Raw genomic sequence first — 18,884 nt, 5'->3', positions numbered from 1 at the left:
TCGCGCGGTCAGCCGTCCTCGCCGCTCAGGTCGAACCGCCAGTCGTGGCAGGTGATGCGGTGCCCCATCGGGTACTCGAACTCGACCGGCCCGAGCAGCGTGAACCCGGCCCGCTCGCACACCCCGTTGGACGCGGTGTGCGTCACCTTCGGATAGGCGTGCAGCCAGCGGTGCCGCCCGGCGGCCCGTGCCTCCTCGACGACGGCGCGGGCCGCCCGCGCGGCCAGCCCGCGCCCCTGGAACTCGGGCAGCACCGCCCAGCCGGTCTCCCACACCGTGCCGCCCCGCCACTCGCGCTCCCAGAACCCCACCGAGCCGACGGTCTCGCCACCGCCCGCGAGCACCACCCGGTACATCCGCCCCGCCGCCGGTTCCCGATATCTCCGGTGCCGGTCGGTCAGCTTCTCCTCGCTCTCCGGCCCGCCCAAGTGCGCGGTCATCTCCGGGCTGTTGGTCCTGCGCAGCAGCCAGAAGTCGTCTTCTCCCCACGGCACGAGCCGCACCTCGTCGCTCATGCCGGCCACGTTAGGCGCCGGCACTGACAACGGGCCCCGCCCGCACGCGGCCGGGCCCGCCCGTCAGTAATCACCGCACCGCCGCAGCCGCTCCCCCGAACGAGGGAAGCCACTCGCGACCCAAAATCGAACAGGCGTAGCATTGGCTCGTGGCTACGACCTATGACTTCCCCAGCGACCTCCGTGCCGGTCAGGAGGAGCTGCATCAGGTCCGGGCCGAGCTGTCGGCCCTGCTGAAGCGGCTCCCCTGGTCGGTCGAGCCCCTGGACGGCTTCAGTGACGACGGCGGCTGGCGCAAGGTGGAGCGCCCCGCCTCCCCCGGCTGGTCCGCCGACGAACAGGCCGAGGTCGAGAAACTCCGTCGCCGCGAACACGAACTCGCGGTCTTCGTCAGCACCCACCGCTACTGGTCCGAACTGACGGGCCCGGACCGCGTGGACGCCCGCTCCCGGCTCAAGCACGCCCACGAGGCTCCGGAGGAGCCGCGGCAGAGCTGAGACACACCCCCCGACGACGAAGACCCCGGCGGACGCGGCCGGGGTCTTCCGGTGGCGGGCACGGAATCGGGGAGCACATCGGGCGGAACGACCGCGGCGGTCGTGTGGCGGTCGCGCGCCTTCGATGTCAGGTCGCCGATCGCGAGTGATCCCCGCTGCGGGCGGCCTCGGCGCGCTGTCGGGCGATGGCCTGGCAGACGCCGCGGTCCGACGGGGGCCGCGGCACATCACCGGTAGTGGCGGCGCTGCGGGTCGAGGAAGGGATGATCTCCGGAAGATCTTTGCGATGATCTGCGAGAGGCCCCTCACGGATCATGTGAGGGGCCTCTGGCCTGCGTGGGCGCGGACGGTTTCGAACCGCCGACATCCTGCTTGTAAGGCAGGCGCTCTACCCCTGAGCTACGCACCCGAGAACGAGTCGACAGCCTACCTTGCCCGGGGCACTGCCCCGCAAACCCGTCGCCTCGGGGTTCTCCGGGGGTTATCCCCACCCCGGATCCGGGAGCGTCCCGGATCCTCCGGCGGGCCGCGCGACCGTACGGTCGAGGCACATCACAGCCGCGGCGTCCCGCGCCCCGCGGCCTGAACCAGGGGGAGATCCGCCATGGCCCGTTCCACACCCGCTCGCGTCGCCGTCGCCGCCGGTGCCGTCGCGCTCCTGGTCGCGGGGCTCGGCGCCTGTTCCTCGGCCGGTGACGACGAGCACCCGGAGAAGCGGTCCTTCACGCTGGAGGGCGCCACCCTGACCGTGGACTCGGACGACTCCGCCCTGGAGATCGTCGCCGCCGACGAGCACGCCGGGGGGCGGATCCAGGTCACCCGCTGGTTCGACGGCTCGGTCGTGGCGGGCGGTGACCCGGAGACGACCTGGGCCATGGAGGACGACGACCGGCTGGTGCTCCGGGAGAACTGCTCGGGCTTCATCGCCGACTGCTCCACCAGGCACCGCATCGAGGTCCCGCGCGGGGTCACCGTGAAGGTGGCGGACGGCGACGGCAGCGTCCGCGCCAGCGGCTTCCGGGACGCGCTGACGGTTCGTACGGGCGACGGATCGGTCCATGTCACCGACACCACCGGCCCGCTCGACCTGCGCACCGGCGACGGGTCGGTCCGCGTCGAGAACGCCACCGGCCCGCTGCGGATGCACACCGACGACGGCTCCATCCGCGCGGACGTCGACTCCCGCGAGGTCCGCGCCCGCACCGGCGACGGCTCGGTGCGGCTGGAACTGGGCACCGTTCCGGACCTGGTGGAGTCCCGCAGCGGCGACGGCTCGGTCACCATAGCCCTGCCCCGCGCCACCTACCGGGTGGCCACCGAGACCGGTGACGGCGCGGTGGAGGTGTCGGTCCCGCGCGACGACTCCAGCGGCCATGTGGTGTCCGCCCGCACCGGCGACGGCAAAGTCACGGTCCGTACGGCGAACTAACGGGCCCGTGTGTTCGTCCTTAACCGGTGGGAGAATGACACCGGGCAGGGCGGATGACAGCACGGGAGAGGGATGTGACGGCGACACCGCAGCAGCCGTACTCGCCGTCGACGCCGCGCGGGCGCCGCCGCCCCCGCGCCACCGCCCGAAGAGGCCCGCGCTCCACCGCGGTCCGCGACACCCTCACCCTGGTCGCCCTTCCGCTGGTCGCCGCGCTCGCGCTGCCCGCCGCCTTCGCCGGCGGGGGCACCCGGCGCTGGTTCGGCGGGCGGGCGGAGAGCCAGCGGGCCGAGGCCCAGTCCGCGAAGGACGCCGCCGCCGCCGCGTTCTACGAACTGGACACCGCCCAGCGGGACCTGCGGATCTCCATCGAGACCATCGTCGCCGTCGACGACTCCCCCGGCGCCCGCCGGGCCGCCGCCGACTTCGAGGCGCTCGGCCTGCGCATCGACGAGGCCAGCCACCGCTACATCCAGGCGGTCGACGCCCACGACCTGGACCGCGACGACCTGGAGGCCTCGGCCGCCGCCCGGGCCCGCACCGAGCTGACCGCCGCCAAGGACGAGCTGGACCGGGTGAGGAAGGACCTCGACCGGTTCACCGAGGGCCTCGGCCCGCTGCTCGGCAAGGCCGAGACGCAGCTGGCCCGGCTCGCCCCCGCCGTCGAGCGCGCCCGGCAGTCCCTGCTCGCCGCGACCACGGCGCTCGACACCGTCCGTGGCGCGGGACTGCGGGCCGACGACCTCGCCGCCCGGCTCGCCGCCCTCGCCCCCGAGCTGACCAGGCTCAACCAGGGCGCCGGGCAGCACGGCGTCCCGCAGACCCTGGAGCGCGCCGAGCGGGTCGCCCGGGAAGCCGATGCGATCCGCGCGCAGGCCGAGCGGCTGCCGGAGCGGGCCGCCGAGATCGACCACCGGCTGGTGTCCCTGCGCACCCGCGCCGAGGCTCTGACCACCCGGTCCGAGCAGGTCGAGCCGATCCTCAGCGAGCTGCGGCGGCGGTTCACGCTGGCCTGCTGGGAGGACCTCCAGCCGGTGCCGGAGCAGGCCGCCGAAAGCGTCCGGCAGGCCGAGGCCAAGCTGCACGAGGCCCGGGCCGCGCGCGACGCCCAGCGCTGGGCGGACGCCACCGCGCTGCTGTCGACGGCGCGGGCGCTGCTGAACGCCACCGACGAGGCCGTATCCGCCGTCGGCGACCGGCTGCGCCGGCTGAACGCCGTGCAGCAGGATCCGCAGGCGGAGATCGACCGCACCCGGTTCGCCGTCCGGGACGCCCAGCGGCTCGCCATGGCAGGCCGCAACACCCCCGACCCCCGCCACGCCCGCCCCCTGGACGACTCCGTGGCCCGCCTGGACCGCGCCATCGCCACCCTGGAGGGCCACCACCCGGACTACTGGCACTTCCTCACGGAGACGGAGGCGGTGCGGCGGACGGTGGCGCGGGTGGTCACGCTGATCCGCGAGGAGCGCGGGGCCGGACCCGGCCACTGAGCCTGTCGTGGTGGCGCGTGATCCCGGACAGGCGGATATTGGTGAACGAAAGGGACGAATGAGCCGCCCGCACGCCTGAGGGAGGCGGATATGGCCACACACGCGGCGCACAGGGGATCGCGGCGCCGGATCAGCTTCGACGACCACCTGCCCGTCGACCACCGGCTGAACAGGGTGTACCGGATCGGCGCGGGCCTGATGGGCCTGGTGCTGGTCGCGTTCGGCATCCTCGGCCTGATCGGCAAGGTGGGCTTCTTCGACACACGCGGGGACGAGGTCGCCGGCCTGAACACCAACGGCGCGCTGAGCGTTCTGTCGATCTGCGTGGGGCTGCTGCTCTTCGTCGGCATGGTGATCGGCGGCAACTTCGCCTCGACGCTCAACATGATCGTCGGCGTGGCCTTCGTCCTCAGCGGCTTCCTCAACCTGGGGCTGCTCGGCACCGAGTACAACTTCCTCGCGTTCCGCATCCAGAACGTGCTGTTCAGCTTCGTCTTCGGCGTGGTGCTGATGACCTTCGGGATGTACGGGCGGGTCGGCTCGGCCCTGCCCCAGGACAATCCGTACTTCCGCGCCCGCCATCCCGAGCTGGCCACGGACACCGACGAGGACCGCGTCCAGCGCGCCGAACTGCGCCCCAAGGCGCTGCGCCCGCCGGAGGCCGAACGTTAACCTGGGCGCATGCCACGCTACGAATACCGGTGCCGGACCTGCGGCGACACGTTCGAACTGAGCCGTCCGATGGCGGAGTCCGCCGATCCCGCGGCGTGCCCTGCGGGGCATGACGACACGGTGAAGCTGCTGTCGACCGTGGCGGTGGGGGGTTCTGCCTCCGCCCCCGCGGCGCCCCGAGCGGGGGGTGGAGGCGGGGGCGGCTGCTGTGGTGGAGGGTGCTGCGGCTAGGTCCGTTGCCGCCTGCGGGGCGTGGGGTCGGTCGCGCGGTTCCCCGCGCCCCTAACCAGGTGCCGCGCGGGTGGCCTTCAGCAGTTCTCGGAGGATCCGCTCCCCCGCCAGTACCCCTCGCTCCGGCAGGGCCGTGATCGTCGGGGCGGTCCAGTCGCTGTCCGCCAGTTCGCCGTGGCCGGGGCGCCAGCCTCGGTCCGCGGCGAGGAGGAGGTCGGCGTCGAGCAGGGAGTCGCCCGCGGCCAGGGTCAGGTCGGCGCCGGTGCGGCGGGCGACCTCGTACACGGCCGCGCTCTTGGTGAGCGGCTTGGGCACGGCGTAGAGCTTGCGGCCCTGGAGGGAGACCGTCCAGCCGCGGTTCTCCGCCCACACCGCCAGTTCCTTCACCCAGTCCTCGGGCAGCAGCTCCCGCTCGACGACCAGGTAGGCGAAGAGATCCTCGGCGATCCGGTGCTTGCGCACCCACACGGGATCGGCTGTGGCGAACAGATGGTCGCGGACCTCGTCGAGGGAGGCGCACTCGTCGGCCAGGCGGGCGGTCACCCGGGCGTGCCAGGCGGGGTCGGAGACGCCGTCCACCAGCAGATGCCCGCCGTTGGCGCAGATGGCGTAGGCGGGCGGCGGGCCCGGCAGGTTGATCCGCAGGTACTGCTTGCGGGTCCGGGTCGTGGTCGGGACGAACACCGCCGCGTCCCCGAGGTCGCCGAGCAGCCCGGCCGCGGTCTCGGTCAGGTACGACAGCGGCTTGCTCTCGTGCACCTCGACGCACAGCAGCCGGGGGGCCCGCGCGTCCGGCATGGTCAGCGCCAGCGCCGCCGCCGAGTAGATCAACGTACGGTCCAGGTCGCTCGCCACGAGCACCGGCATCAGACGGCCACCGCCTTTCCGTCGGCGCCGGTGGCGCCGCGCGTGTACTTCGGATGGATGAGCCCGACACAGGTGTAGGGCAGTTCGGCGACCTCCTCGACCGGTACGCCCCGCTGCTCGGCGAGCAGCCGCACGTGGTCGAGGTCCGCGCCGGCCCCGGCGCGCGCGAGGATCTTCCACGGCACGCGGCGCAGCAGCACGCGCGTGGTCTCGCCGACGCCGGGCTTGACCAGGTTCACGTCGTGGATGCCGTACTCCTCGCTGATCCGCTCGACGGCCGCCCAGCCCTCCCAGGTGGGGGTCCGGTCGGTGGCGAGCAGATCCTTGACCTGCGCGTCGACCGCGTCGCCGACCTCCGTGAAGCGGGCCGAGACCGCGTCGAGGAAGGGCACCGAGACATCGGCGCCGGCGAGTTCGCGGTAGAACTTCGCGCCGTGGTAGTCGTGCGGGCCGACCAGGTCCGCGCGCAGCACGGTGCGGGATATCAGCCCGGAGACCGTGGAGTTGAGGCAGGCGGAGGGGATCAGGAAGTCCTCGCGGGTGCCGTACGTGCGCACGCACGAGCCCGGGTCGGCGAGCACCGCGATCTCCGGGTCGAAGCCGGTGACGCCCTCGGTCTTCTCGAACTCCTCGACGGCCGCCGTGAGTTCCCGGGTGATCGCGCCCTTGCCGGTCCAGCCGTCGACGAACACGACATCGGCCGGGTCGTGGTGGGCGGCCAGCCAGCGCAGCGCGTTGGCGTCGATGCCGCGGCCCCGGACGATGGAGACGGCGTAATGCGGCAGGTCGATCCCGTGCCGGTGCTGCGCCCAGCGGCGCATCAGCACGCCGACCGGGGTGCCCGCGCGGGCCAGCGACACCAGCACCGGGCGGGGCACGGGGGTCCCCCCGCTCGAGCGAAGCCGAGAGTGGGGGGACTCGGCGAGCACGGTCTCCGTGACCACGCCGACGGCAGTGGCGATGCGGGCCGCCGAGGCGTCCAGCGCGGAGTGGAACAGCCGCTGGTAGTCCTCGCTGGGCTGGTACTCCACCGGCAGCGACTCGGCGTAGTGCGCGCCGCCGCTCTGGATGGCCTCCTCGCGCTCCTCGGTCGGCGCCTCCAGCGTGACGTCCGACAGGTCCTGGAGCAGCCAGCCCACCTCGTCGGGCGCGTACGAGGAGAAGACGGGGCCGCGAAGGGGCTCGGGCAGCATGGTGGCGGGCCTTTCGGGGGCCTGGGCGGCCCCGGGGACGTACGACGGGACGACCGTGAGCAGGACGTGCGGGACGTGCTCGGCGAGCCGGGCGAGCAGGCCGTCCGGGGCGTGCAGCGCGGGGGTGTCGGCGGCCGAGTCGACGACGGCGACGACGGCGTCGAAGCCGGCGCCCGCGATGTTGTAGGCGTAGCGGTCGCCGGGGCCGTCGGCCGGATCGTCGTGGGCGGGGAAGACCAGGCGGGTGCGGATGGCGTAGCCGGGGTCGTCGACCGCGAGGACGGGGGAGCGGGTGGTGGTGGAGAAGCGTATCTCCGCGTCGGGCCGCAGCCGCTCCAGTTCGTGGGCGAGGCGCAGCGGTGCGTACATCAGCTCCTCGAAGCCGAGGATGTGCACGCGGTGCGCTTCGGCGGGGAGTGCCTCCGCCAGGCGCGCCGCCATCTCGGGGAGGGCGGCCTCCAGGCGGGTGCGGTGCTTCGGGGTGAAGCCGTGGCGGGCGCCGTCGGGAAGACCGGGGGGCCAGTGGAGGTCGATGCGCGTGTGGGTGGGGTGCGGGCCGGCGGGGGTCGATCGCGCGGTTCCCCGCGCCCCTGACCGGGGGCCGTACTCGGCGACCAGGGCCTGGCCCTTCTCCAGCACCCCTTCCGGAAGCCTTACGGTGCCCGAAGCCGCTGTCACCAGGTCCACCCTGGCGCCCATCTGCTCGGCGAACGCCTCCAGCCGGGCCGCGTCGGCCGGGGAGCGCATGTCGACCAGAGCGACCACGACGTAGTGCTCGCGGGGGTAGCGGGCGTGCAGGTCGCGGATGGTGTTGAGGACCGTGTTGCCGGTGGAGAACTCGTCGTCGACCAGGACGAGCGGGCCGGAGCCGGCGAGCAGGGCCGGGTCCTCGGGCAGGAGCAGGTGGGAGGTGGCGTGCGAGTGGGACTCCTCGAAGCCGCCCGCCCGCGCGACCCCGGGCACCGGGCGGCGGGTGGAGTGCAGGTAGGGGGCGAGGGCCAGGCCGTCGGCGACCGAGTGGCCGAGGCCGGTGGCGGTCTCCGCGTAACCGAGGACGACCGCCGCGCGGGCCGCGTCGTCGCCCAGCAGTTCCCGTACCCGGCGGCCGAGGGCGAGCCCGTGACCGTACACCACGGACGGTGACTGCGGTACGTGCTTGCCGAGCACGTTCGACACCAGCAGATGGGCCCGCTTGGGGTTGCGGCGCAGGGCCAGCCCGAGCAGGCCGGTCAGCGTGTCGTCGCCGTCGAGCGCTACCCCGAGCCGCCGGGCGACCCAGCTGCCGGACCAGACCCCGTCGTTCACTGCCTTCTTCATGCGTCCCTTGAGTAGAGGTTCCGGTGCCTACGTTCCGTGAGCGGCCGGTTCAGATGGGGATCCCGGCGGCCAGCAGATCGACGAAGCCGACGTCCTCGTGCGCCACGCCGAACACCTCGGCGCGCAGCAGGGTCCGCTCGGCCCAGGCGCGGTGCGGCTTCACCTCGTTCATCTTGTTCGTGTACACCGACCTCAGCACACCGCCGCCGCCCCGCTCGGGCCGCAGGATGTCCTGCGCGTCGCTGAACTCCTCGTGACTGACCACGGACAGTGCGTGCACGGGCAGCACATGGGAGGGATGGATGCAGGTCTTGCCGAGCAGGCCGTTGGCCTGGTCCAGCGAGATCTCCCGCAGCAGCCCGTCCATGGCGTGCTCGATCAGTCTCTCGCGCAATTCCTCCGCCTGCCCCTCCAGGAAGGGACTGCGGCGCAACTGCGGCTTGAACATCCGCTCCTGCACCCGGAAGTACTCCCACACCGGCCCGGTCACCGTGAACCCGGTGCCGTCGGCGCGGCCCAGCATGTTCACCACGTCGGCGATCACGGAGGCGACGATCTGCACGTCGTACGCCGTCATGTCGGGGGCCCGGCGCAGGCCGTACGAGGAGCAGAAGTCGGTGACGCCGAGGCGCAGCGCCAGCACCCGCTCGCGGTACTTGCCGACAGCGCGGGAGATCCCTTCCAGGGTCTCCACCCGCGACTCCCGGTACAGCAGCTCCGGCGACTCCAGCACCGGCATGGCGAACAGCCGCCGCCCGCTCGACGCCTCGGCCGCCGCCACGGCCTCCAGGAACGGCATACCGCGTTCCCCGGTGAACTTCGGCAGCACGAAACCGGACAGCAGCCGCACCGCCGGGCCCAGACGGCGGGCCAGGTCGGGGATCTGCTCGGGGGTGCGGACGCGGATGAACAGCAGCGGCGGCTCGGCCGCGCCGGGGCGGCCGGCCAGTTCCGCGAACTGCCGGACGAGGTTCTCCTCGCCCGCGGCGACGTCCGCGTCGTCGATCGAGTCCTCCAGGCACAGCACCATCGAGACCACGCCGCGACCGGTCTGCTTGCGGATGTCGTCGGCGAGCCGCGGCCGGGTGGCCGGACTGTACAGCGTGGCGCCCAGGGCCGCGGCAAGCAGCCGGGCCGGGGAGTCCGCGGTGAACTCGCACGGCTCCTGGTGGAAGAGGCGCTGTCGCACCTCGGGGGCGATGTGCCCGAAATGACGCATAAGACTCCCCGTGGCGCGGGATGGGCCGATCGTGTGTCGGGAAAAACCTGCTGACAGGTGGCCGGTAATAGTACGTAGATCTCCATGTCGCGGGTTCCCACCAGGCATGAATTTCACGTAACGGGGCCTCCACGGGACGTGCTCCGCGACATCCCACCCCGCGTTGTCGTGACCAGGACGGAGAAGGCAGGATGACCGCATGACGCACGCCATGCTGAAGGGGTCGAACGTCCCGCTCGAAGCCACGACGGTGCGCGCCGTGCTGCGCTGGACGCCCGGGCAGGGGATCCCGGATGTCGACGCCTCGGCGCTGCTCCTCGGCCCCGACGGCCGTGTGCGCTCCGACGAGGACTTCGTCTTCTACAACCAGCCCCGGCACCCCTCCGGGAAGGTCTGGCGGCTCGGCAAGAAGCGGGTCGCCGAAGGCCTGACCGATACGATCCAGACAGATCTGGCCGGTGTCGAGCCCGCCGTCGGACAGATCCTCCTCGTCGCTTCGGCGGACGGCGTCGCCTTCGACCGCGTAGGGGACCTGCGCATCCTGCTGTACGACGCCGCCGCTCCGGACGGGGACCCGCTGGCGTACTTCGACGTCAAGCCGGAGACGGGCGAGGAGACCGCGCTGATCTGCGGCGAGCTGTACCGCCGCGGCGACACCTGGAAGTTCCGCGCCCTCGGCGAGGGCTACTCCAACGGCCTCAAGGGCCTGGCCACGGACTTCGGCATCTCGGTGGACGAGTCGGAGGCCGCGGAGGACCCGGCCCCGCCCACGGCCGAGGTTTCCCAGCCCCTCCCCCCGGAGCAGCCCACCCAGGCGATCCCCCCGCAGCCCGCCTACGGCTACCCGCAGCAGCCCCCGCCCACCGCCCCGGCCTACGGCTACCCCCAGCCCGGCCCCCCGTCCTACGGCACCCCGCAGCCCGCGGCCGAGTTCCGCATGCCGCCGCAAGGCCCGCAGTTCATCGGCCGGTAAGCGATCCCACCCGAAGGGGCGCGGGGAACTGCGCGAGCAGCCCAGGACGGCCCGCAGCCGCTCACGGACAGAAGACCCGGGCTCTCACGCGCCCCCGCCTCACCGCTCGGCGCCCAGCCTCACCGCTCCGCCTTGGTCTTGTGCCCCCGCCCCCACTGCAGCCCCCACCCGTACAACCGGTCCAGCTCCGCCTGGAACCCGTACACGAACTTCACCTCACGCCGGACGATCATCTCCCCCTTCACGTTCTCGATCATCACGACCGCGCAGGACCGCGCCTGCGGGTGCCGCTCGTCGAGGTGGATCTCCACCCGCGGCCCGTTGCTCGGGTACAGCGTCACCACGGCCTGCGTCCGGTCGAACGCCGGCGTCTGGTCGTAGATGTAGACGAACACCAGCAGCCGCTTGATCGCCTCCCGCTGGTCGAGATTGACGTAGATCGTCTCTCCGGACCCGGAGCCGAACCGGTCGTCCCCGGTGAGCTTCACGTACGGCGGTGCGTTCACGTCCCCGAAGTAGCCGCCGAGCGGCTGCACCACCCCCTTGGTGCCGTCCTGCAGCTCGTACAGGCACCCCAGGTCCAGGTCGACGTTGACCATGCTCTGGCTGTGCCCCAGCACCTCCGGCGGCCTCAGCGCCTTGAACGGGTGGCGCAGCAGGCTCTCCCGCTGCGGCCCGCCGATGTCGGAGCTGCGCATCCGCCAGGCCAGGTTGATCCGCAGATTCCCGGTGGCCGCGCCCTGCTTGGTCAGGGACACCTGACCGTGCCGCTTGGTCAGCTCGATCGCGTTGGTGGCGGCGTTGCCCGAGTCGAACTCGGCCGCCCGTCCACGCCGGAACCCGTCCAGCAAGCCCATTCCCGCCCCCTGAAAATCACCGGTCGCACACGACGGCGGGGCGGCCGTGAGGACGTCTGCCCTCGACGACCGCCCCGCTCAGAGCGTTCCTCGCCCGCGTGGGCGTCACACCCCGGACGACACCTCGGTCTTGCCGGAGGAACCGGCCTCGGCCGCCGCCAGCGCCTTGTTGCGGCGGACGGAGGACCAGAAGGAGGCGCCGATCAGGACGACGCCGATCAGACCGGTGATGAGCTCATGGATCTCGTACTGGATGGTGATCAGCAGGATGACCGCGAGGGCACCGATCGCGTAGTGCGCGCCGTGCTCCAGGTAGACGTAGTCGTCGAGGGTGCCCTGGCGGACCAGATACACGGTCAGCGACCGGACGTACATGGCGCCGATGCCGAGGCCGAGGGCCATCAGCACGATGTCGTTGGTGACGGCGAAGGCGCCGATGACACCGTCGAACGAGAACGACGCGTCCAGGACCTCCAGGTAGAGGAACATGAAGAACGCGGCCTTGCCGACCAGGACGACCGCCGAGCGGGGCTTGCCGGCCCGCACGGCCTCTTCCTCGGCTTCGTGCTCGCGCTCCTCCTCTTCCTCGAGCTTGTCCTCGAAGTAGCCGGAGAGACCGCCGACGATCAGATAGGTGATGAGACCGGCGACGCCGGAGAGCAGCACCGTCTCCGCCTTGTCCGCGGGCCCGGCGTGCAGATGCGCGTGGGTCGCGAAGGTCATCGCCGTGATCAGCAGGACGATCAGGGCGATGCAGACCGACAGCATGTCGACCTTGCCCAGCTTGGCCAGCGGGCGCTCAAGCCAGCCCAGCCACTTGATGTCCCGGTCCTCGAAGATGAAGTCGAGGAAGATCATCAGCAGGAACATGCCACCGAAGGCCGCGATGGCCGGGTGGGCGTCGGTGACCAGTTCCTCGTAGCGGTTCTGGTCGGTGAGCGCGAGGTCGACGGCCTCGATCGGCCCGAGCTGGGCGCTGATCGAGACGATCACGACCGGGAAGACCAGCCGCATGCCGAAGACGGCGATGAGGATGCCGATCGTCAAGAAGATCTTCTGCCAGAACGGGCTCATCTTCTTGAGGATTCCGGCGTTGACAACGGCGTTGTCGAAGGACAGCGAGATTTCCAGGATGGAGAGGATCGCCACGATGCCGAAGGCGGTCCACCCCCCGTAGAAGACCGCTGCGACGAGGCCGAGCGCGGTGACCGCGAACGACCAGCCGAACGTTTTCAGAACCACTGGCAACCAATCCCTTGTGTACGGGCTGTACGGGACCCTCCCCCGCGCCGCACCCGGCTTTACGAAACGTTGACTCCGAAGTCTAGAGCGATGCCCCGCAGTCCCGACGCGTACCCCTGACCGACCGCCCGGAACTTCCATTCTCCCTGGTGGCGGTAGAGCTCGCCAAAGATCATGGCGGTCTCGGTGGAGGCGTCCTCGCTGAGGTCGTAGCGGGCCAGCTCCACGCCGTCCGCCTGATTGACGACCCGGATGAAGGCGTTGCTGACCTGGCCGAAGGTCTGTCCGCGCTCGTCGGCCAGATGGATGGAGACCGGGAATACGATCTTGTCGCAGTGGGCGGGGACCTTCGACAGATCGACCAGGATCGACTCGTCGTCGCCGTCGCCCTCACCGGTGAGGTTGTCACCGGTGTGCTCGACCGAGCCGTCCGGGCTCTTGAGCTGGTTGTAGAAGACGAACCACTCGTCGCCCAGCACCCGGCCGCCGCCGCACACCAGAGCGCTGGCGTCGAGGTCGAAGGGGGCTCCGGTGGTGGAGCGCGCGTCCCAGCCGAGCCCGATCATCACCTGAGTGAGGTTCGGTGCGGCCTTGGACAGGGAGACATTGCCTCCCTTGGCGAGCGTGACGCCCATGATGCTGGTCCCTCCCCGTGGTGATGCCTCAGCATTGCTGCTTCTCCTGGCTGTCCTGCGCGTCCGGCGCCGCACGTAAACCGTGCGACGCCGGACGGAGACCTGCCGGAGACCTTCGGACGACTCAGACGTTCACGCCGAAGTCCTGCGCGATGCCGCGCAGGCCCGAGGCGTAGCCCTGGCCGATGGCGCGGAACTTCCACTCCGCGCCGTGCCGGTACATCTCACCGAAGACCATGGCGGTCTCCGTGGAGGCGTCCTCACTGAGGTCGTACCGGGCGATCTCCGCGCCGCCGGCCTGGTTCACGACGCGGATGAACGCGTTGCGGACCTGGCCGAAGGACTGCTGGCGGTTCTCGGCGTCGTAGATCGACACCGGGAAGACGATCTTGTCCACCTCGGCCGGGACGCCGGCCAGGTCGACCTTGATCTGCTCGTCGTCACCCTCGCCCTCACCGGTGAGGTTGTCACCGGTGTGTTCGACGGAGCCGTCCGGGCTCTTGAGGTTGTTGAAGAAGACGAAGTGCCCGTCGCTGATGACCTTGCCGGCGTTGTTCAGCAGCAGCGCGCTCGCGTCGAGGTCGAAGTCCGTGCCGGTCGTGGTGCGCACGTCCCACCCCAGACCGACGATGACCGCGGTCAGGCCCGGGGCCTCCTTGGTCAGCGAAACGTTGCCGCCCTTGCTGAGGCTGACTCCCACGAGTCCTCCATTGGTGTTTTGGGGCGGGGAGCCCCGTCGTGCGTTGGTAACGGATCAAACGAGTCGATCCTAGTGACGGGTTCCCGCACCCCGCAGGCCCTGGGGCGGAAGAATCAGAGGGTGTCGAGGGCCTTGACGTACTCGTTCAGGTCACGGGCGTCCGGCAGGCCGTTGACGACCGTCCAGCGGACCAGGCCCTCCTTGTCGATGACGAAGGTGCCGCGCACCGCGCAGCCCTTGCCCTCGTCGAAGACGCCGTAGGCCCGGCTGACCTCGCCGTGCGGCCAGAAGTCGCTCAGCAGCGGGTACTCCAGGCTCTCCTGCTCGGCGAAGACGCGCAGGGTGTGGATGGAGTCGTTGGAGACGGCGAGCACCTGGGTGTCGCGGTCGGAGAACTGCGGCAGGTTGTCACGCACCTCGCACAGCTCTCCGGTGCACACACCGGTGAAGGCGAAGGGGTAGAAGAGCAGCACCACGTTCTTGTCGCCGCGGAAGTCCGAGAGCTTCACGGTGCGGCCGTGGTTGTCCAGCAGTTCGAAGTCGGGCGCCTTGTCGCCGACCTGGATCGCCATCGTCGTGTCATCCCTTCGATGAGCCGTTCGGACGATGACACCTTACGCAGCGGCCCGGGAAAGCCGACGGACGGGTCGAGGTGGCTCGACCCGTCCGCACTCGGCTGTTCAGCGGAAAGTCACCGCTTGGACTTGGCGGCCTTGGGCGTCGCCAGACGGCTGCCGCTCCAGTCCTTGCCCACGCTGACGCTCTTGGACGCCGTCAGACCGGCGGTCGTCGCGGCTTCCGAGATGTCGCTGGGCTCCACGTATCCCGAACGGCCGGTCTTCGGCGTGAGAAGCAGGATCGCGCCGCCTTCCTCGATGTACGTGGTGGCATCCACCAGCGCATCCGTCAGGTCGCCGTCGTCGTCACGGAACCAGAGCACAACGGCGTCGGCCACGTCGTCGTATTCCTCGTCCATCAGGTCGCCCTCGATGGCTTCCTCGATGGCCTCGCGGAGCTCCTGGTCGACGTCGTCGTCGTAGCCGATCTCCTGGACCACCTGCCCGGGCTGGAACCCCAGCCTGGCGGCAGGGTTCGTCCGCTCCTCCGCGTGGTCCGCGGTCGCGCTCACGGGTTGCCTCCTGATCATGTCTTGGGAATATCTCAGCCACGCGCGTGCGCGAAGCATTGGCCGTAGTCCACACGGGCGGGGCGGATCGCGCAAGTACCCGGCGTTTCAGACCGCCGAAACGGTGACGATCCAGGCCGTGTCGCCGCAACTCCAGCCACGCGGACCACGACCAAGGTGACACACACCACACCTATCTGCCCTGTTTGTACGTTTGGGAACCATACACGGGTACGAGATCCGAACCTATTGCGGTTACCTCTCGGTAGAGGTGACGTTTGCCTCCGCGAGGTACACGATGGGGAGCGGCGCAAGCTTGCGGAAAAAGGCTTCAAACTGCTCTCAAACAGCCCTCTGACAGGTAAGGACCAGCGTGGCTTCCGGATCCGATCGCAATCCGATCATCATTGGCGGCCTTCCGAGTCAGGTTCCTGACTTCGACCCCGAGGAGACACGGGAGTGGCTCGACTCCCTCGACGCCGCCATCGACGAGCGGGGCCGTGAGCGCGCCCGCTATCTGATGCTCCGGCTGATCGAGCGGGCCCGCGAGAAGCGCGTGGCCGTGCCGGAGATGCGCAGCACGGACTACGTCAACACCATCGCCACCAAGGACGAGCCGTTCTTCCCGGGCAACGAGGAGATCGAGCGCAGGATCCTCAACGCCACCCGCTGGAACGCCGCCGTGATGGTCTCCCGCGCCCAGCGCCCGGGCATCGGCGTCGGCGGCCACATCGCCACCTTCGCCTCCTCCGCGTCCCTCTACGACGTGGGCTTCAACCACTTCTTCCGGGGCAAGGACGAGGGCGACGGCGGCGACCAGGTCTTCTTCCAGGGCCACGCCTCGCCGGGCATCTACGCGCGCGCGTACCTGCTGGACCGGCTCTCCGAGCAGCACCTCGACGGCTTCCGCCAGGAGAAGTCGAAGGCGCCGTACGGGCTGTCCTCGTACCCGCACCCGCGGCTGATGCCGGACTTCTGGGAGTTCCCGACCGTGTCCATGGGCCTCGGCCCGATCGGCGCGATCTACCAGGCCCGGATGAACCGGTACATGCACGCGCGCGGCATCGCGGACACCTCCAAGTCGCATGTCTGGGCATTCCTCGGTGACGGCGAGATGGACGAGCCGGAGTCGCTCGGCCAGCTGACCATCGCCGCCCGTGAGGGCCTGGACAACCTGACCTTCGTGGTCAACTGCAACCTCCAGCGGCTCGACGGCCCGGTACGCGGCAACGGCAAGGTCATCCAGGAGCTGGAGTCGGTCTTCCGGGGCGCCGGCTGGAACGTGATCAAGCTGATCTGGGACCGGTCGTGGGACCCGCTGCTCGCGCAGGACCGGGACGGCCTCCTCGTCAACAAGATGAACACCACGCCGGACGGCCAGTTCCAGACGTACGCCACCGAGTCCGGCGCGTACATCCGCGACCACTTCTTCGGCGACGACCAGCGGCTGCGCGCGATGGTCGCGAACATGACCGACGACCAGATCCTGCACCTGGGGCGCGGCGGCCACGACCACAGGAAGATCTTCGCGGCGTTCTCGGCGGCCAAGGCGCACAAGGGCCAGCCGACGGTGATCCTGGCCAAGACGATCAAGGGCTGGACGCTGGGCCCGAACTTCGAGGGGCGCAACGCCACCCACCAGATGAAGAAGCTGACGGTCGACGACCTCAAGCGCTTCCGGGACCGGCTGCACCTGCCGATCCCCGACAAGGAGCTGGAGAGCGGTCTCCCGCCGTACTACCACCCCGGGCGGGACTCCGAGGAGATCCAGTACATGCACGACCGGCGCAAGTCGCTGGGCGGGTACGTGCCCACGCGGGTCGTGCGCTCGAAGCCGCTGGCGCTGCCGGACGACCAGACGTACGCGACCGTGAAGAAGGGCTCGGGCCAGCAGTCCATCGCCACGACCATGGCCTTTGTCCGACTCCTCAAAGACCTCATGCGGGACAAGGAGATCGGCAAGCGGTTCGTGCTGATCGCGCCGGACGAGTACCGCACCTTCGGTATGGACTCGTTCTTCCCGAGTGCGAAGATCTACAATCCGCTGGGTCAGCAGTACGAGGCGGTGGACCGCGATCTGCTGCTCGCCTACAAGGAGTCGCCGACCGGCCAGATGCTGCACGACGGCATCTCGGAGGCCGGCTGCACGGCCTCGCTGATCGCGGCGGGCTCGGCGTACGCCACCCACGGCGAGCCGCTGATCCCGGTCTACGTCTTCTACTCGATGTTCGGTTTCCAGCGCACCGGCGACCAGTTCTGGCAGATGGCCGACCAGCTGGCGCGCGGTTTCGTCCTGGGCGCGACCGCCGGGCGCACCACCCTGACCGGTGAGGGGCTCCAGCACGCGGACGGCCACTCCCAGCTGCTCGCCTCCACCAACCCGGGCTGTGTGGCGTACGACCCCGCCTTCGGGTTCGAGATCGCGCACATCGTCAAGGACGGGCTGCGGCGGATGTACGGCGGCAGCCAGGAGCACCCGCACGGCGAGGACGTCTTCTACTACCTGACCGTCTACAACGAGCCGATCCAGCACCCGGCCGAGCCGGACGGCGTGGACGTCGAAGGCATCCTCAAGGGCGTCTACCGGTTCAGCGAGGGCACCGCCGGCGAGACCCCGGCGCAGATCATCGCCTCCGGCGTGGCCGTCCCCTGGGCGGTCGAGGCGCAGCGGATCCTCGCCGAGGAGTGGAACGTACGGGCCGACGTGTGGTCCGCGACCTCCTGGAACGAGCTGCGGCGGGACGCGGTGGCCTGCGAGGAGCACAACCTGCTGCATCCCGAGGAGGAACAGCGGGTGCCGTACGTGACCCGGAAGCTGACCGGCGCCCAGGGACCGTTCGTGGCCGTCTCCGACTGGATGCGAGCGGTTCCCGACCAGATCGCGCGGTGGGTGCCCGGGACGTACCAGTCGCTCGGCGCGGACGGGTTCGGCTTCGCCGACACCCGGGGCGCGGCCCGCCGCTTCTTCCACATCGACGCCCAGTCGATCGTGGTCGCGGTGCTCGCCGAACTGGCGAAGGAGGGGAAGGTGGACCGGTCGGTGCTGAAGCAGGCCGTGGACCGGTACCGGCTGCTCGACGTCGCGGCGGCGGACCCGGGGGTCGCGGGCGGCGACGCGTAGCCTCCCATCTCGCGGGGGCGGTGGACCTGCGGGTCCACCGCCCCCTTCGCGTTCCCTACGATGCCCGGCATGAAGGAAGAGTCCGCGCGGGTCCGGTGGGAGCAGCGCACGCAGAAACCCCTGATGGGGCTTGCCGTGGCCTTCGCGGTCGCCTACGCCGTACCGATCGTGCACAGCTCGGCGAGCGAGTCGGTGACGTTCGGGTGCGCGGTCGTCGAGTGGACGGTGTGGGGCGCCTTCGCGGTCGACTACCTGGTGCGGCTCGGGCTCGCCGAGCGGCGCGGAACGTTCGTCCGGCGGCACTGGCTGGACCTGTGCGCGGTGCTGCTGCCGATGATCCAGCCGCTGCGGCTGCTGCGGCTGGTGTCGACGCTGCTGCTGGTCGGGCAGCGGGCGCGGATGGCCTCGCAGATCCGGCTGACCACGTATGTCGCCGGGACCGTGGTGGGGCTGCTGATGTTCGGCTCGCTGGCCGTGCTGTCCGTGGAGCGGGAGGCTCCGGCCGGGAACATCCGGACACTGGGTGACGCGGTGTGGTGGTCCTTCACGACGATGACGACCGTCGGATACGGGGATCACGCGCCGACGACCGGGGTGGGGAGGCTGCTGGCGGTGGGGCTGATGCTGTCCGGGATCGCGCTGCTGGGTCTGGTGACCGCGAACATCGCCGCGTGGTTCATCTCCCGCTTCGAGAGCGACGACGCGGAGGAGCGGCGGCAGACGGAGGCGATCACCGCGCTGACGGAGGAGGTGCGGGCGTTGCGCGCGGAGGTCGCGGCGCTGCGGGAGCCGCGGTAGGC

General features: G+C 70.7%; 18 protein-coding genes and 1 tRNA gene. 8 read left to right on the top strand and 11 right to left on the bottom strand.

Annotation, left to right across the window (positions count from 1 at the left end):
* Nucleotides 1-8: 8 nt before the first annotated feature.
* The gene (locus tag VE614_RS09945; protein ID WP_324934825.1) at nt 9-515 is read right to left on the bottom strand and encodes a GNAT family N-acetyltransferase; all 507 of its coding nucleotides are present in this window, start codon (nt 513-515) and stop codon (nt 9-11) included.
* 149 nt (nt 516-664) lie between these two features.
* Here VE614_RS09945 and VE614_RS09940 point away from each other — a divergent pair, with 149 nt between their 5' ends.
* A complete protein-coding gene (locus tag VE614_RS09940) occupies nt 665-1,012 on the top strand; it encodes a hypothetical protein (protein WP_324934823.1) in 348 nt (115 codons plus the stop codon).
* Between the two features lie 337 nt (nt 1,013-1,349).
* Here the strand turns inward: VE614_RS09940 and VE614_RS09935 are convergent.
* Nucleotides 1,350-1,421: transfer RNA gene (locus tag VE614_RS09935), tRNA-Val, on the bottom strand.
* Between the two features lie 195 nt (nt 1,422-1,616).
* Between VE614_RS09935 and VE614_RS09930 the strand changes: the two genes are divergently transcribed.
* From VE614_RS09930 to VE614_RS09915, 4 genes are all read left to right on the top strand, one after another.
* Nucleotides 1,617-2,441, top strand: coding sequence for a DUF4097 family beta strand repeat-containing protein (locus VE614_RS09930; protein WP_324934822.1), 825 nt, complete (start codon nt 1,617-1,619; stop codon nt 2,439-2,441).
* 74 nt (nt 2,442-2,515) lie between these two features.
* Complete coding sequence (locus tag VE614_RS09925) at nt 2,516-3,931, top strand: hypothetical protein (RefSeq protein WP_324934820.1); 1,416 nt, start codon at nt 2,516-2,518, stop codon at nt 3,929-3,931.
* Nucleotides 3,932-4,021: 90 nt separating this feature from the next.
* Complete coding sequence (locus VE614_RS09920; protein ID WP_324934818.1) at nt 4,022-4,603, top strand: DUF4383 domain-containing protein; 582 nt, start codon at nt 4,022-4,024, stop codon at nt 4,601-4,603.
* A gap of 9 nt (nt 4,604-4,612) precedes the next feature.
* Nucleotides 4,613-4,834, top strand: coding sequence for a zinc ribbon domain-containing protein (locus tag VE614_RS09915; protein ID WP_324934816.1), 222 nt, complete (start codon nt 4,613-4,615; stop codon nt 4,832-4,834).
* Between the two features lie 51 nt (nt 4,835-4,885).
* Here VE614_RS09915 and VE614_RS09910 read toward each other — a convergent pair whose 3' ends face one another.
* The 3 genes from VE614_RS09910 to VE614_RS09900 are packed head-to-tail and all read right to left on the bottom strand — an operon-like array spanning nt 4,886 to nt 9,430.
* Nucleotides 4,886-5,701, bottom strand: coding sequence for an HAD family hydrolase (locus VE614_RS09910; RefSeq protein WP_324934814.1), 816 nt, complete (start codon nt 5,699-5,701; stop codon nt 4,886-4,888).
* Complete coding sequence (locus VE614_RS09905; RefSeq protein ID WP_324934812.1) at nt 5,701-8,211, bottom strand: phosphoribosyltransferase; 2,511 nt, start codon at nt 8,209-8,211, stop codon at nt 5,701-5,703. The genes VE614_RS09910 and VE614_RS09905 overlap by 1 nt, the downstream gene beginning before the upstream one ends.
* 49 nt (nt 8,212-8,260) lie before the next feature.
* Nucleotides 8,261-9,430 (bottom strand): HpcH/HpaI aldolase/citrate lyase family protein, encoded by a 1,170-nt coding sequence (locus VE614_RS09900; RefSeq protein ID WP_324934810.1) that lies wholly within the window; start codon nt 9,428-9,430, stop codon nt 8,261-8,263.
* A gap of 199 nt (nt 9,431-9,629) precedes the next feature.
* Between VE614_RS09900 and VE614_RS09895 the strand changes: the two genes are divergently transcribed.
* Nucleotides 9,630-10,403, top strand: coding sequence for a TerD family protein (locus VE614_RS09895; RefSeq protein ID WP_324934808.1), 774 nt, complete (start codon nt 9,630-9,632; stop codon nt 10,401-10,403).
* A 119-nt stretch (nt 10,404-10,522) separates the two neighbouring features.
* On the opposite strand, the gene VE614_RS09890 is transcribed toward VE614_RS09895, so the two are convergent.
* The 6 genes from VE614_RS09890 to VE614_RS09865 all read right to left on the bottom strand — a co-directional run bounded on the left by VE614_RS09890 (nt 10,523) and on the right by VE614_RS09865 (nt 14,966).
* A complete protein-coding gene (locus VE614_RS09890) occupies nt 10,523-11,260 on the bottom strand; it encodes a Tellurium resistance (protein ID WP_324934806.1) in 738 nt (245 codons plus the stop codon).
* Between the two features lie 105 nt (nt 11,261-11,365).
* Nucleotides 11,366-12,502 (bottom strand): DUF475 domain-containing protein, encoded by a 1,137-nt coding sequence (locus VE614_RS09885; protein WP_324934804.1) that lies wholly within the window; start codon nt 12,500-12,502, stop codon nt 11,366-11,368.
* Between the two features lie 59 nt (nt 12,503-12,561).
* Entirely contained in the window at nt 12,562-13,137 is a 576-nt protein-coding gene (locus VE614_RS09880; protein WP_324934802.1) for a TerD family protein, read from the bottom strand.
* A 124-nt stretch (nt 13,138-13,261) separates the two neighbouring features.
* Nucleotides 13,262-13,837 (bottom strand): TerD family protein, encoded by a 576-nt coding sequence (locus tag VE614_RS09875; protein ID WP_324934800.1) that lies wholly within the window; start codon nt 13,835-13,837, stop codon nt 13,262-13,264.
* Between the two features lie 113 nt (nt 13,838-13,950).
* Nucleotides 13,951-14,409, bottom strand: a complete 459-nt coding sequence (locus VE614_RS09870) for a peroxiredoxin (RefSeq protein ID WP_324934798.1) — start codon at nt 14,407-14,409, stop codon at nt 13,951-13,953.
* A gap of 119 nt (nt 14,410-14,528) precedes the next feature.
* Nucleotides 14,529-14,966 carry a DUF3052 domain-containing protein gene (locus VE614_RS09865; protein WP_324934796.1) on the bottom strand — a complete coding sequence of 146 codons (438 nt, stop codon included), beginning with the start codon at nt 14,964-14,966 and terminating at the stop codon, nt 14,529-14,531.
* A gap of 370 nt (nt 14,967-15,336) precedes the next feature.
* On the opposite strand from VE614_RS09865, the gene aceE reads away from it, so the two are divergent.
* Nucleotides 15,337-18,084, top strand: a complete 2,748-nt coding sequence (aceE, locus tag VE614_RS09860; RefSeq protein ID WP_324934794.1) for a pyruvate dehydrogenase (acetyl-transferring), homodimeric type — start codon at nt 15,337-15,339, stop codon at nt 18,082-18,084.
* Between the two features lie 69 nt (nt 18,085-18,153).
* Complete coding sequence (locus VE614_RS09855; RefSeq protein ID WP_324934792.1) at nt 18,154-18,882, top strand: potassium channel family protein; 729 nt, start codon at nt 18,154-18,156, stop codon at nt 18,880-18,882.
* Nucleotides 18,883-18,884 lie beyond the last annotated feature (2 nt).

This window comes from Streptomyces sp. (assembly GCF_035645055.1).
GTDB lineage: Bacteria > Actinomycetota > Actinomycetes > Streptomycetales > Streptomycetaceae > Streptomyces.
The sequence above is the reverse complement of the archived record's forward strand: the minus strand, read 5'-3'. Positions and strand labels throughout refer to the sequence as shown.